Origin of the sequence: Actinoplanes sp. NPDC051851 (assembly GCF_040681165.1) — a bacterium.
Lineage (GTDB): Bacteria > Actinomycetota > Actinomycetes > Mycobacteriales > Micromonosporaceae > Actinoplanes.
Window position 1 is genome coordinate 1 of sequence record NZ_JBFAYF010000119.1, and the last position, 12,931, is coordinate 12,931.

A 12,931-nucleotide genomic window follows, 5' to 3' on the forward strand; every position below is an offset into this window, starting at 1 on the left:
TCGAATCGGTCAACGACACCCTGAAAGGCCAGCTCGACCTCGAACTACACGGCGCACGCACCTTCCAGGGCATCGCCGCCCGCGTCGCTCAACGCATCCTCGCGATGACCGCCGCGATCTGGCACAACCACAAAACCGGCCAACCAGTCACCCGCAGCCTGATCGCCTACGACCACTGAACGCGCAGCTAACACCCGTCATCACTCGTCTAGGGTCGTTCCGTTACTCACGTAGCCTTGGGTGAACGGGTACGTGATGCCGAGAATGTACGGCCCGCGGTTGTCGCTGTAGTAGTCGGTGGCCATCGTCGAGTAGTTGCCGGCCCGGTCGGTGACGATGATGCGGGGGTTGCCGGCCGGGTTCGCCACGGTGTCCCAGGTCAGGGTCCACGGCGCGCTGGTGGTCTCGGCCAGCACGACGCTGCTGGTCCGCTCGACCAACTGGATCGTAGCGGTGTCGGCGGAGACTCCGGTCGCGGTGATCGCGGCCTGGCCGTTGAGAGCGACGTACTGGGTCGAGTCGGTGCCGGAGACCGGTGCCGGGTCGAACGTCGGCACGTCACCCGCGCCATCGCCGTCGAGGTTGTCATCCTCGATCTCGACACTCTCGACGACCACCCGCGACAGCCCCAAGAGCCGATGCCATATCCTACTGTTACGCACGCCGTTTCCTGTTATGCCCGATTCCGATCTCGACAACCGGAACCGTAGGCCAGGGAACGGCGTGCGCCGTCATGATCGCTTCAAACCACCCACGAGAACGTCAGAAGAGCCAGAATTGCCCTGGCCAACGACGTCCTGCGTGATATCCGGCATCGCGCGGAGAACGACATCGGGAAGCTGGAGGACCTGGTCGTCAGCGCGGTGGAGCTTCCGGGCCCCGATTTCCCCGCCGGGCTCATCGTCGTCGAGGACGTTGCGATCCGCGGCCTGACCCATGCCAAAGCCGCGGTGGAGGTGGCCGAGGGCGTCCAGAGGTTCATCGCTGAGGTCCACCGCTTCATCTGGCCGGTGTGCACCCAGCACGGCCCCGGACTGATGCATCCCGAGCTGCATCAAGGCCGCGCGTTCTGGATATGCGGCCAGGGGCCCCACCCATTCACGGCGGTGTCCGACCGCGACACGACCTGACGTCAGCGGCGGACGGCCACGATCAGCCCACTGCCCACCGGCAGCTCGGTGGTCACCAGCGCTGCGGGTGCCGATAACCTCATCCGCGCTGGTCAAGCGGCCTGTTCGTATTCGTGAAGGATCCCGCCAAGTCGATCATTTCGGTGGACGCGCAGGCGCGCGAGGTCCGCTGGCTCGGCCATCGGGTCGGGTAGTGCTCGCAGGGGCCGGGTGTTGGCGATGCCTCGGTGCGGCCGATGTTGATTGTGGTGGTGTTCGTACTCGCGCAGAGCACGAAGCAGATGGGCCTGGTTGAAGATCAGGGTCCGGTCGAGTAGTTCGTGGCGGCAGGCTTGGATCCAGCGTTCCATGATCGAGTTCATGCGGGGCATGCGGACGCCGCTGAGCACGACCTCGATCCCGGCGTTCGCGAGGATGGTGTCGAACAGGGCCGGGTACTTGCCATCCCGGTCGCGGATCAGGTGCTTGGCCTGGCAGCCGGTGTCTTCGAGGTCCATGACCAGGTTCCGGGCAGCCTGTGTGGCCCAGGCGGCGCCGGGATGGGGTGTGACGCCGAGGATCCGGATGCGGCGGGTGGCGTGCTCGATGACCGCCAGCACGTAGAAGCGGGCGCCGGTCAGTGTCACGGTCTCGAAGAAGTCCGCGGCGAGCAGGCCTTGGGCTTGCGAGCGCAGGAACGTCGCCCAGGTACTGCTCGTGCGCTCGGGTGTCGGGTCGATGCCGGCGTCGTGGAGGATCTCCCACACGGTGGCCGCGGCGACCTTCACCCCGAGGACGAGCAGTTCGCCGTGGATGTCTCCATCAAACCCGGGGCGGGACAGTAGCCCCTGACCCGGGGCGGCGGGATTTTGGCCGGGCGCAGACCCGCCGCTGCGCCTCCATGTGGTTCAGGTCACTTTGCCTGTCGCGGCGCGGACCCTCTCCAAAGGACTTGGCGTCATCCTCGCAAAACGTTTCTTGTTCGAGCGGACCGACGTCCAATTTGTACAGTTGATCGTGAGTCGCGCATTTGACTCAAGGCTCGATTTCCGATCGGGATCCGCAAGATCATCGTTGTCGCCCGGCACGACCGCTTCGTTTGCGTCGCGCCGGGCGACTTGCGAGGACCTCTCCGACGGGGAGAGAGGTCCGCCATCTTTTGGGGTCCACATGTTCACCACCAGACGTCGTATCACCGCCGGGTCCGCTGTTCTGCTGTCCTCCCTGATCGGGAGTCTGGCCCTCAGTGCGCCGGCGCACGCTGTCGGCTACTCCACCGATGCCGTGTTGGTCTGCGACGCGAATTCGAAGTCGGCCAGCTTCTCGACCACCAGTGCGTCGAATACCATCACCCACGTCCGGTACGTGTCGATTCCGTCGGGCGGTTCCGGTTCCGTCACCAAGTCGGTCACCCACGTTGCCACCATCACCGCGTCGGTGACCTTCAGCGCGTCGAGCACGCTGACCGCGAAGGCCGTCATGGGGGAGTTCAGCGACACCGTCGGCGTGACTCTCGCTGCCTCCGGCGAGACGACCACCACCACGTCCGAGTCGATAACTGTCAACGTATCCGCCGGTAAGTATGCGTTCTTCGCCGGGGAGCGGAAGTTCACCGGTTCGTGGTCGGGCTGGAAGTGTAACAGCAACGGGACAGCGACGACCTCGATAGGTAAGGGGTCGGCCGTGTCGTTCGCAGTTCCGGCCGAGGGCGCCGCCTCCTGTTCGAAGAGCTACGGTTCCAGCACCTTCGAGTACAAGGCCAAGGTGATCGCTTGTTGAGCCCGCTGGCCGGGCGCTGGATCCTGGCGGCGACGCTGACCATGGGCCTGGCCGCGTGCACCGATGACGGCGTGCCCACGGCCGCGCCCTCTCCGTCGGCTTCGGCCGTGCCGTGCCGTACCGACCTGGACGAGAGCCGGGACGGCCTGTTGCAGGTGGCGGAGATCTGGCCGGACAGCGCCAGCGACGTTCACGGGTACGGCCGAGCCGAGTACGACGCTGCTGGATGCGCGGCCGAGGGCTACCTGGCCAGTCCGCAGCCGGTCGACTGCGCCGGATCGTTCCCGTGGATCTCGGACCAGGCCGACCGGACTGACGCGATCTTCGGGGCGAGCGGGGTGGAGTACCTCTACACGGCCACCGTCCGCGGGCACGATCCCGTACCGGACGACGAGGTCCTCAACCCTCTCGAAGTCCGAGAGGTGGTGTTGAGCCTGCACGGCGACGACGACGCGGCCGACCATCCGGTGACCGTCGCGGCGAAGCAGTGCGGTTCGGTGATTTCCGGACTGCCATTCACTGCATATCGGACGAAGGTTCACAGCGTGACTCTCGGCGCTGACATCACCGGGATGCTCGCAGCGGTCGGTAGCCGGATCGTCTGGCTGGAGTTCGACGAGCGGGGGTGGACCGAAGACGACTACCGCACCGTGCTGAAACTCGCCGTCGCCGAGTCAGCTGACCAGTGAGTAGACCGGGCGCCGTTGCCTTGTTCGAGCGGGGGACGCGTTCCGCCTGGCCAGGAGGCGGGGCCAGATCGCTGGGGCGAGTTCGGTGACGCGGCGGCGAGGCGTAGTCCGCGGCGGTGCTTCGGTGACTGCGAGTCACGCAGACGCTTCGATGACGAGGGAGCAGTGCGGTAGTAAGAAGCCCCTATCGGGCGGGTCGTCGGGCGGCTTTGTGCTTCCCCGCTTGCTCCCCGCCGGGCACCTTGCCGGTGTTCTGCGGGGAGCAGGCCTCCCGATTCGGCCGGTCTCTCGAAACGGGGCCGGGGCGTCGCCGTGCAGGGAGCAGCGGCGCTCTTCCCGACGAGCGTGTTTATGCGGGTCTCCTGACGTTTTCGTGGGTCGGTTTTCATGATCGTCCGGGTAGTGGTGGGCAGAGGCCGCCGCGGCGGAGCATGGCCATGGTGATCAGGGCGGTGGCGGAGTGGTAGCCGTAGCCTTGGCGGGTCAGGAGCCGCAGGTGGGTGTTGTTGGCCTCGATCCGGGCGTTGGACAGGCCACAGTCGAGCATGTTGTGGATCTGGTCGAGGTGCCGGCGGATGGCGGCGGCGAGTTTGACGAACGGTTCCAGGCGGCTGCGGGCGGCCCAGCGCAGCCACGCGTTCAGCAGCAGCTTGCCGGTCTCGCCCTTGACGGCGACGATCTCGCGGAGTTGTTCCTTGAGCAGGTAGGCCCGGTACAAAGGTTTGTTCGTGGCCTGGATCGTGGCGAGGGTCTGCTGCTGGCGTTCGGTCAGGGTGTCCGGGTTGCGCCATAATGCCCAGCGGGCGCCCTTGAGCATTGTCGAGGTGCCGGTGCGACCACCTCTGCCGCCGCGGGCGGTGTTCCAGACCTGGCGGCGGACCAGGTCGAGGGCGTCGGTGGCCCAGGCGATCAGATGAAACGGGTCGAGACAGCGGATCGTCTGTGGCGCACGGTCGGTGACCACGCTGTCGATCCATGCGGCGGCGTCGGCCGACACGTGGGTGAGCCGGGCGGCCCGTTGCGGGCCGAGGGCGTCGAAGAACGCGGTCACGGTCGCCTTGTCGCGTCCTGCCCGGGCCCAGACCAGGCGGCCGGTGTCGTGGTCGACGACCACGGTCAGATATCGCTGGCCCTTACGGTAGGCGACCTCGTCGATACCGATACGGCGCAGCCCGTCGAGCGGGTCGGTGCCCGCCCGGCCTTCGGCCACGATCCGGGCGGCGATCGCGGTGACCGCCCGCCAGGAGACCCGCAGCAGCTCAGACACCGTGGACGCCGCCGTGCGGGCGGCCAGCCATGCTGCGGTGTCCTCGAACGCGGTGGTGAACCGGGAGGCGTGCCGGGCACACGGGGCCTGCACCACGGTCGGGCCGTGCTCACGGCAGTTCACCCGCGGTGCCGCCGCTTGTACTTCGACCCGGACGGTGCCGAAGTCCAGATGCCGCCACCGGCGTACCCCGCCGCCATGGTCGTACCAGGGTGCCCGCCGGCCACACCGCCCGCACCGGCGGGCCGCGCCCTTGCGGGCCCGGACCGTCACGACCAGCGCATCACCCGCGCCATCGCCGTCATCGCTGCCGTCCTCGATCTCGACGTCCTCGACGACCACCCGCGACAGCCCCAGCAGTCGATGCTATATCCTACTGTTACGCACGCCGTTTCCCGTTATGCCCGATTCCGATCTCGACAACCGGAACCGTAGGCCTGGAAACGGCGTGCGCTGCTACAACGCCTTCAAACCACCCACGAGAACGTCAGAAGAGCCGTTTATGCTGCACATCGCCCATTCTTTCTGGTCGCGGGGAGCGTTGTGGCGATGAATTCGGCGTTCCGGGCTGGGATCGTGTGGCGCTGCTCCCCAACCGGATGATTAGCGGGGAGCAGGTGGGGTGGTCACCGGCAGCGCCGAACGGCGTCGGACGGCGTTCAGTAACGTCGGGTAACGTCATCTGACCAGGCCTGATCTGCGTTTCTGCTGGTCAGCGGCTTGATCGGACTACGTTCACACCGGAGAGGTCACTGGTTCGATCCCAGTATCGCCCACGAGTATTGCTACCTGCGAAAACGCTCGGTCTTGTGATCTACGAGGCCGGGCGTTTTGTCATGTTTGTGGGAGCAGATTGGGAGCAGCGCCTCGACTTCCGAGGAGACCTCCTTCGAGGAAGCTCGCTGACGAGAATGTCGGGCAGCGCTCAACAGCGCTGGAGGGGTTTCAAAGTTCTCGTGTGGCGGTGACCGATCCTGTCGTTGCTTCCGTGACCACCACCTGCCTTGCGGAGTGGTCAGGTGCTGCGCCGGATGGCCCTGTCTGTCAGGGTGAGTTGAGGCCAGCGGTTCATAGCAAGTCCGCCGGACAGGGCGAGTTCAGGATCGAGAAGCGTTGACTACTGCTGTTGACATGGTCGTGGCCCAGGATGGGGTCATGAGTCGCAAGAAGGGGCCGCGTTCGGGCGGTCCGCGGGCCCGCCGGAACTTCACCCCAGGGCAGAAGCTGGACCTGCTGACTCGGTACGAGCAGGCCGTGGAGGCCGGCGAGGGCGGGGCGTTCCTGCGACACGAGGGCTTGTACTCGTCGTTGATGACCGAGTGGCGCCGGGCTCGTGACGCCGGGCTGTTGCAGGGTAAACCGGCTGGTGAGACGGTCGGGCGGCCGTCGGCGGAGCGGGCCGAGATCGCCCGGCTGCGCCGTGAACTGGCGCAGGCGCAGGCAACGCTGGCGCGCACGGAGACGGCGTTGACGATCATGGGAAAAGCGCGCGAGCTCTTGGAGGACATCTCCAGGAGCGAGCCGGACGGTCCGGACGTGTTCGGGCTCGGCAAGCGCTGATGGCCTGCTTTCACGAGCTGACCAGCGTGAAGATCACGACGCGGCAGGCGAAGCGCCTGACCGGGATCGCCCGGTCCAGCGCGGACCGCGACCGGCGCCGCCCGACCCCGTCGCGGCTGGCACGGCGCCCGCCGGCGAACGCGTTCACCCTGGGCGAGCGTGAGCAGCTGCTGCGGCTGTTGAACAGTCCGGAGTTCGTCGACGCCGCACCGGCGCAGATCTACGCGGCACTGCTGGACCAGGGTGTGTACGTGGGCTCGATCGCCACGATGTACCGGCTGCTGCGTGAGCATGAGCAAGTCCGGGAGCGGCGCCGGCAGGCCCGGCATCCGGCCCGGCAACGTCCCGAGTTGGTCGCCGACGCACCGGGGCAGGTCTACAGCTGGGACATCACGAAACTCGCCGGCCCGGTCAAGGGCGTCTACTTCGACGCCTACGTGATGATCGACATCTACTCCCGAAACATCGTCGGCGTCCGCGTGCACGCCCGCGAATCGGGTCCGCTCGCCGAGAACATGATGCGCGAGGTGTTCGGCGCCCACGGCGTCCCGCATGTGGTCCATGCCGACCGCGGCACGTCAATGACGTCGAAGTCGGTCGCTGACCTGCTCGAAGACCTCCAGGTGACCCGCTCGCACTCCCGGCCCAAGACCTCCAACGACAACCCGTACAGCGAGGCCTGGTTCAAGACGCTCAAGTACGCGCCGGTCTTCCCAGACCGCTTCGCGTCCCTTGCCGACGCCCGGACCTTCATGACCGAGTTCGTGACCTGGTACAACCACGCTCACCGGCACTCCGGCATCGGACTGCACACCCCCGCCGACGTCCACCACGGCCGCCACCAGGTCCGCGCCGGCCGCGAGGACACCCTCGCCGCGGCCCGCGCCGCGCATCCGGAACGGTTCGCCACCAGCCGGCCACTACCCAAGATCCTCGACCTGCCCGACCAGGTCTGGATCAACCGGCCCGACCAGCAAACCCAGCCCGAACTCCAGGCCGCTTAACTCCCGTTGGCCTCATTCCCTTGACACGTTCCGCAGCCGCGGTGCCGGTGAGGGCTGGTAGCGCAGCCGGGCTGCCCGGGTGGCGTTGTTCAGACGGGCTGCCTCGGCGACGGCGTCCTCGCGGCGGGAGTAGGTGCTGTCGGTGACGATGTGGCCGGCCCAGCGATAGCGGACCCGGTGCCGACCTCCATGATCTTCCACCCAGGCCATACATGCCTCCCGATGGATATGTCGTGACTCCTTGCTCCAGATGACCACTGGCAATGGGCCTGTCGTTGTGCACGGGTAGGGGCCTCTTTCCCCGGGCGGCGGTGATGATGCTGTAACCCGCGCGTGGTCACTCGTGCGGGCTCCGATTCTCTCCGGAAGCCGTTTCGGAGCAAGGCCTGTGTGGACGCTCACGTAATTGCTCCGGTCCTCGCTCGTCGCGCCCCAGGGCATCCCACGGCCGGCCGTGCGTCATACCGACCACCGACCGCGAGTTGGCGAGCCAGCCGGTGCACCCACTCACGCCGCCCTCGGTGCGGGTTTACGGTTTTCGCTCGTCGTGCGCGGGACGAGCACGACGAGCGAGCCGTAGGCCAATTACGTGAGCGCCGACAGGCCTGTTAACAACTCGGCAGTTAACAGAATCCAACCCCGTCTCGAATATCGCCAGTTCAAGGCGATAGTTCTGGCTGTCACTCCAGCTGAGAGATCCGCGCATCTACAGGTGCGCACATCCGCGCGTAGTCGTTAGCTGTTCTAGCCTTGCGGAGTCCACAGTGGCGTATTGGGGAAGGGCATGACGATGGAGCAGCGGGTTACGCGTGCGGAGCTTGCCAGGTTGGCCGGGGTGAGTCGTCCTGCGGTGACGTCATGGATCAAGACCGGACGCGATTTCCCTCGCTCCGGTTCAGATGGCCGCTTCCTGTTGACAGAGGTGACGAACTGGCTGGCGTCGCGGCGGGTCCATGGCTCGATTCGCGGCGCTGGTGATCGTGCTGAGGGCAGCTACGCCGATCGGATCTGGCGGAGCTTGGCCGCCGCTGCGCCGACGATGCCGGGGAGCAGGCCCGCGCCGACCCTCGCTGAGGTGCTGAGCATGCGGTTGCCGGGAGACGGGGCTACCGGTGACATCGACAACCTCGTATTCATGCTCACGGCGGTGTTCCTGCGTACCCGGGTCCCGCACGCATGGGCCGGCCTGCGTGATCTGTACCCACCGGACGTGGGCGCGGTGGGTGCACGATGGCTCGTCGACCGCGTTGCGACGGCCGCCGAGCGCACGGCGCGACGGCACGGCATGCATCCGGCAGTGTTCGCGGCGCTGCGACGCCTCATGCCGGAGCATGTCTCCCGGGTTCGGGAGTTCCTGGTTCAGTGCTCGGCGTTGGGCGCCGAGCATGTCCAGCTGATCATCAATGCGTACGAGGCTGCGTTGCCTGCGGGAGCGTTTCTCACCCCACAGACGGTCGCGTCCCTACTCGCCGAGATGATCATCGACGAGACTGCCCGGTCGGTGTATGACCCGTTTCTGCGTGGCGGGGAGCTGCTCACCGCTGCTGTCGACGCCGCCGCCAGTTCTGAGGATCTGTGCCTGCGTGGAGTCGGCTCGGACACCACCGCTTTGAGCCTGGCTGGTGTGAATCTCTTGATCCGGGGAGAAAAGGCGGTCCTGCTGCCGGCTGATCAGGCTCACCGCGTGCAGGTCACGCACGTCCTGGCCAATCCGCCGTTCGGGGTCGATTCCTGGATTGACGAGCGTCCGGTGCCAGGCGGGGCGCTGTTTCCGGCGCCGCCACCCCGCTCCGCCTTCCGGTGGCTGTTGCACTGCCTCGACCAGCTGAGCGGAGAAGGCAGAGCAGCGATCGTCATGCCGCCGGCCGCCGCGTTCTCGGTCAACACCATCGAGCGGAAGATTCGCCGCGAACTGATCGACCGCGCCATGCTGGAAGCGGTGATCGCGCTGCCATCCGGCCTGTACGCCGGCGCGGACGTCGCGACCAGTGTATGGATCCTTCGCCGGGAACGCAGCGGTGACTGGCCGGTCCTTTTCGTTGACGCGGCATCCCTCGGGCGGCAACGCGACGGCCGGACGGTGCTCGACGAGACCGCTCGGAAACGGGTCGTGCAGGCATATCGGTCGTTCCTGAGCGGCAGCGCGGTTGAGCAGTGGAATGACGGCGAGAGGAACATGAGCGCCGTCGTCGACAGGAGCAGCGTCATCTCCGACCGGTGTTCGTTCAACCCGGCGGAGTACGTCATCAACCGTTCCAAACCGCCGTCTGATAGCGACGACCTGCGAGCCGTTCTTCACCAGTCCTACGACCGGGTGCTCCGCAGCTACGGCGACGCCAATCGGAGCGCAGCCGACGTCGCTCGGCCACTGACCGCGCAGACAGTCCCGCTCAAGGACGTCTGCGAGGTCAAAGCAGGCTTCCGGTACTCCCGACTCCCGAGTGACCAGCGATCCCGCACCGAGGGGATTCCCATCGTCATGCCGCATCATCTGCGGAACGGACGTATCGAAGCCACCGATCTGCGTCTCGCGCCGAAGGAGAAAGCAGATCGGCTGAGTAGCTACGAGCTGAAGGCCGGGGACGTGCTGTGCGTACGGACCGGGGCGCTGACCCCGCCGGCCGTCGTGGACACGCGGCAGCGCGGTTGGCTGATGAGCACCAACCTGCTGCGCCTTCGCGTCCACGACACCGGCCTGCTCGACCCGTACTACTTGTGCGCCTACCTTCGGTCGATCGCGGCGCGGGAAGAGATGAAGACGTTCGCGGGAGCCACCGCAACGGCATACGTCACCGCCGCCGACGTCGGCGCGCTCATGATCCCGTTACCGTCTCTGGACCGGCAGCACGAAGTGACCGCGGCACTGCACGTTCTCGATCAAGAAGTCGTTGTCGCCCGCGACCTTGTCTCGGTGGCGACCGCAGCCCGCGACGCAACCGAACATCGTCTCTTTGGTGGTGCGCGATGACGCCCCAACCTCTACGCAGCCGCAAGGGCTCCCGTGAGCGCCGGCTCCTTCTGGTCGCGGCAGCTGTCTCCGTTGTGGTCGGCGTGACGACGGTCCTGCTCGCTCACAGCGCGGGGGCGGTTCTCGCCGCGGCCCTGATCGCGGGAGGCACCGCCGGTGGTGCCACCCTGACGCTCGCGATGGAGATCCTCAACTACCTGCGCGGGTCGCGCGAGTGAGCGGAGGCCAGCGACGTCACCGGGACCTCCCGCAGGCGTGGACCAGTCGAGCAAGATGGTGCGGTGACGATGATCAAGCTGATATGGGGCCGTTCCGATGGACATGCTGATCGGTTGCCGGCTGGCTGCGGTCACGCGGCTGGCCTGGTATCGGCCCGGTGACCCGGTCGATCTCGCCACCGGGCCGGTCCACCTCGTCGTGGACGACGGCCGTGGGCTGCTGTTCGACGGGCGCAGTGACTGGTCCCTGGCGATCGTGCCGACGGCTCCGGGTGATGAGAGCTGGCGTTCGGCCTACGATTACGGCTTCGATGGTGGCCGCTGGGCCGGGCGGGACGCCTCCGGCGAGGATCCGTTCGCCTCGGTGATCGCGAGAGTGCTGAGCGGTTGGGACCCGGAGCGCGACGAAGCCGGCCAACTGGTCGGCGGCACCCTGTACGTCGGCGACCGGGCGGTGCGGCTGAGTCTGTGGCAGGGCGAGGTGATCTCCTGCGCTGCCGGGCGTGGGTGACTTCCTCACGACGCTTGCCTGGGTGCCGGACGGAAACCCGGGGAACATCAATGTCTCCATCAAACCCGGGGCGGAACATCCCTTTTGGGACCTCACTACTGGCCAGTGGACCCGCGCCGACCGACTCCATCCAGGCGATCGCCTCCAAACGGCCGATGGAACCGAACTCAGTGTCGAGGTGGTCCGAAAGTTCACGGACCTTGCTCACCGCTTCAACCTCACTGTCGCCGACTTCCACACGTACTATGTGCTCGCCGGCACCACGCCGGTCCTCGTACACAATTGCGGTTTTTCGGATCGGGCAAGCCAAATTCACGCAGCGGAGCCGGGCGAGTACATTCGCAAGAACATCAGTACGGTGGCTGTAGTTCGTGCGCGGACGCCTCACGGCGACGTTGATGTGATTGCTGGATCTGGTGATGGTCTAACACCTGCGCAAATGTCTGTTCCGCTCAAGCCTGGCGAGATGCGTGCACCAAACATTCCGGGCACGCATGCTGAACAGAATGCTTTCATGTTCATTAACGAGCAAGGATGGACACCGATTGCTGGCGGAACCTCCAGAAACGTGTGCCTTTCGGTCTGTGCACCATGGATTCGGGGTAGCGGGGGGAAGATGATGGGTAACGTCTATCCTGGTAGTGGGGTTACCGCAACGCGCCAGAGGAGTTTCGAGTGGTAGTTGACGAGGAAACCGTGCAGGCCCTACGTGGCGGCGGCGGGCTGCTGGCTCGGATCTTCGCTGCGAGTTGTGCAGAGCGATTGGCGCAGGTCTTCTGCGCTGTCAGGGCGCCCGACCCCAGTCGTGCTGATGACATCGCCTACGTTGTCGAGACTCTTGAGTATTTGTGGGATCTGGAACTCCAGAACGGCATCTTCGATGAGCGGCGTGAGCATCTGCTGTCGTTTGTCGAACTGCAACCAAACGACTTAGGTTTCACTCAAGTTGACGACATTTATTCCTTCTATGGCTGCCTCGTTCTCATGTATGCGACAAAGTGCGCGGCGACGGCGGGGGATCCCGAGGCCGCTATCAGTTGTGCACACGCATCTCTCACTGCCATGGGTCAACTCGATCAGAACATTGAAGTTCCGAGGTACTTCTCCAGCGAGAAGGATCGGCAGAGGGCGACGATAGTCGGAGTTGGAAATAGAATTCAGCTCGATCGGATTCGCGATGATGATCGCATTGTGACGCAGGGAATCGTTAGGGAAATTCAGGGAAGAATGAGCCGGGATTGAAACCTGATGGGTCGCTTCGGAAGATTTCGAAGCGACCCATCAGGGCGTTGACGGCAGTAGTTGACGGCAACGTCAGTGAGGTGATCTCAGCAAGGAGTGCCGGCTGATTCGGCACGACACGGATTATTGCCGTGAACCGGACGATGCTGGATATAGGCGTGGAGCCATCGATAGACACGTCCTTGCGACAGAAACACGTCTTCGAGAGGGCTCCACGTGATCGCCTATCCTGCCATGCTCGACGTCCCGAAGGAACTCGTGCGCCACCTCGGACGGCTGCTTGCCACCGAGCGCCGAGCCCGGGGCACCCGGACCGGAACTCGCGCCTTGACCTGCTTCTACCAGGCACTTCTTGTACTCGTCTGGTTCCGCAAGGCCGAGGACGTGACGCTGCTGGGAGCCGGCTTCGGCATCTCCCGGGCCACGGCGTACCGCTACCGCGACGAAGGCGTCGCCGTCTTGGCCGCTCAGGCTCAGGACCTGCAGACCGCCTTGCGCAGGGTCGCCGCCGAGGGCTGGTCCCACGTCATCCTCGACGGGAAACTGTTCGATTGCGACCGGCTGACCGAGACCACGCTCAGCGT

13 protein-coding genes and 2 pseudogenes are annotated in these 12,931 nt (G+C 65.8%); 11 read left to right on the plus strand and 4 right to left on the minus strand.

Going from position 1 to position 12,931, the window contains the following annotated elements:
* Positions 1-179 (plus strand): annotated as a pseudogene (locus AB0M08_RS46210) (IS982 family transposase); the annotation flags it as partial.
* Between the two features lie 21 nt (positions 180-200).
* Here the strand turns inward: AB0M08_RS46210 and AB0M08_RS46215 are convergent.
* Complete coding sequence (locus AB0M08_RS46215) at positions 201-617, minus strand: hypothetical protein (protein WP_364508357.1); 417 nt, start codon at positions 615-617, stop codon at positions 201-203.
* Between the two features lie 246 nt (positions 618-863).
* Between AB0M08_RS46215 and AB0M08_RS46220 the strand changes: the two genes are divergently transcribed.
* Positions 864-1,130: a hypothetical protein gene (locus AB0M08_RS46220; RefSeq protein WP_364508359.1), complete on the plus strand. Its 267-nt coding sequence runs from the start codon at positions 864-866 to the stop codon at positions 1,128-1,130.
* A gap of 92 nt (positions 1,131-1,222) precedes the next feature.
* Here AB0M08_RS46220 and AB0M08_RS46225 read toward each other — a convergent pair whose 3' ends face one another.
* Positions 1,223-1,897: an integrase core domain-containing protein gene (locus AB0M08_RS46225; protein WP_364508362.1), complete on the minus strand. Its 675-nt coding sequence runs from the start codon at positions 1,895-1,897 to the stop codon at positions 1,223-1,225.
* A gap of 382 nt (positions 1,898-2,279) precedes the next feature.
* Between AB0M08_RS46225 and AB0M08_RS46230 the strand changes: the two genes are divergently transcribed.
* The gene (locus AB0M08_RS46230) at positions 2,280-2,888 is read left to right on the plus strand and encodes a hypothetical protein (protein WP_364508365.1); all 609 of its coding nucleotides are present in this window, start codon (positions 2,280-2,282) and stop codon (positions 2,886-2,888) included.
* Entirely contained in the window at positions 2,882-3,577 is a 696-nt protein-coding gene (locus AB0M08_RS46235; RefSeq protein WP_364508367.1) for a hypothetical protein, read from the plus strand. The genes AB0M08_RS46230 and AB0M08_RS46235 overlap by 7 nt, the downstream gene beginning before the upstream one ends.
* 385 nt (positions 3,578-3,962) lie before the next feature.
* On the opposite strand, the gene AB0M08_RS46240 is transcribed toward AB0M08_RS46235, so the two are convergent.
* The gene (locus AB0M08_RS46240; RefSeq protein ID WP_364508385.1) at positions 3,963-5,204 is read right to left on the minus strand and encodes an ISL3 family transposase; all 1,242 of its coding nucleotides are present in this window, start codon (positions 5,202-5,204) and stop codon (positions 3,963-3,965) included.
* Between the two features lie 795 nt (positions 5,205-5,999).
* On the opposite strand from AB0M08_RS46240, the pseudogene AB0M08_RS46245 reads away from it, so the two are divergent.
* A pseudogene (locus AB0M08_RS46245) lies at positions 6,000-7,408 on the plus strand (IS3 family transposase).
* A 12-nt stretch (positions 7,409-7,420) separates the two neighbouring features.
* Here AB0M08_RS46245 and AB0M08_RS46250 read toward each other — a convergent pair.
* Complete coding sequence (locus AB0M08_RS46250) at positions 7,421-7,618, minus strand: hypothetical protein (RefSeq protein WP_364508369.1); 198 nt, start codon at positions 7,616-7,618, stop codon at positions 7,421-7,423.
* 574 nt (positions 7,619-8,192) lie between these two features.
* Here AB0M08_RS46250 and AB0M08_RS46255 point away from each other — a divergent pair.
* The 6 genes from AB0M08_RS46255 to AB0M08_RS46280 form a co-directional block, all read left to right on the plus strand.
* A complete protein-coding gene (locus tag AB0M08_RS46255; protein ID WP_364508371.1) occupies positions 8,193-10,376 on the plus strand; it encodes an N-6 DNA methylase in 2,184 nt (727 codons plus the stop codon).
* Positions 10,373-10,594 carry a hypothetical protein gene (locus tag AB0M08_RS46260; protein ID WP_364508374.1) on the plus strand — a complete coding sequence of 74 codons (222 nt, stop codon included), beginning with the start codon at positions 10,373-10,375 and terminating at the stop codon, positions 10,592-10,594. The genes AB0M08_RS46255 and AB0M08_RS46260 overlap by 4 nt, the downstream gene beginning before the upstream one ends.
* A gap of 97 nt (positions 10,595-10,691) precedes the next feature.
* Positions 10,692-11,105, plus strand: a complete 414-nt coding sequence (locus AB0M08_RS46265) for a hypothetical protein (RefSeq protein WP_364508377.1) — start codon at positions 10,692-10,694, stop codon at positions 11,103-11,105.
* Positions 11,098-11,787, plus strand: a complete 690-nt coding sequence (locus AB0M08_RS46270) for a polymorphic toxin-type HINT domain-containing protein (protein WP_364508379.1) — start codon at positions 11,098-11,100, stop codon at positions 11,785-11,787. The genes AB0M08_RS46265 and AB0M08_RS46270 overlap by 8 nt, the downstream gene beginning before the upstream one ends.
* The gene (locus AB0M08_RS46275; protein WP_364508381.1) at positions 11,781-12,347 is read left to right on the plus strand and encodes a hypothetical protein; all 567 of its coding nucleotides are present in this window, start codon (positions 11,781-11,783) and stop codon (positions 12,345-12,347) included. The genes AB0M08_RS46270 and AB0M08_RS46275 overlap by 7 nt, the downstream gene beginning before the upstream one ends.
* 216 nt (positions 12,348-12,563) lie before the next feature.
* The coding region (locus tag AB0M08_RS46280; RefSeq protein WP_364508383.1) for a transposase family protein at positions 12,564-12,931 on the plus strand (368 nt) is incomplete at its 3' end.

What these genes read in the sequence shown, in the direction of transcription:
- AB0M08_RS46230 (WP_364508365.1), top strand. Translation starts at nt 2,280, where the DNA reads ATGTTCACCACCAGACGTCGTATCACCGCCGGGTCCGCTGTTCTGCTG.
- AB0M08_RS46250 (WP_364508369.1), bottom strand. Translation starts at nt 7,618, where the DNA reads ATGGCCTGGGTGGAAGATCATGGAGGTCGGCACCGGGTCCGCTATCGC.
- AB0M08_RS46255 (WP_364508371.1), top strand. Translation starts at nt 8,193, where the DNA reads ATGACGATGGAGCAGCGGGTTACGCGTGCGGAGCTTGCCAGGTTGGCC.
- AB0M08_RS46260 (WP_364508374.1), top strand. Translation starts at nt 10,373, where the DNA reads ATGACGCCCCAACCTCTACGCAGCCGCAAGGGCTCCCGTGAGCGCCGG.
- AB0M08_RS46265 (WP_364508377.1), top strand. Translation starts at nt 10,692, where the DNA reads ATGGACATGCTGATCGGTTGCCGGCTGGCTGCGGTCACGCGGCTGGCC.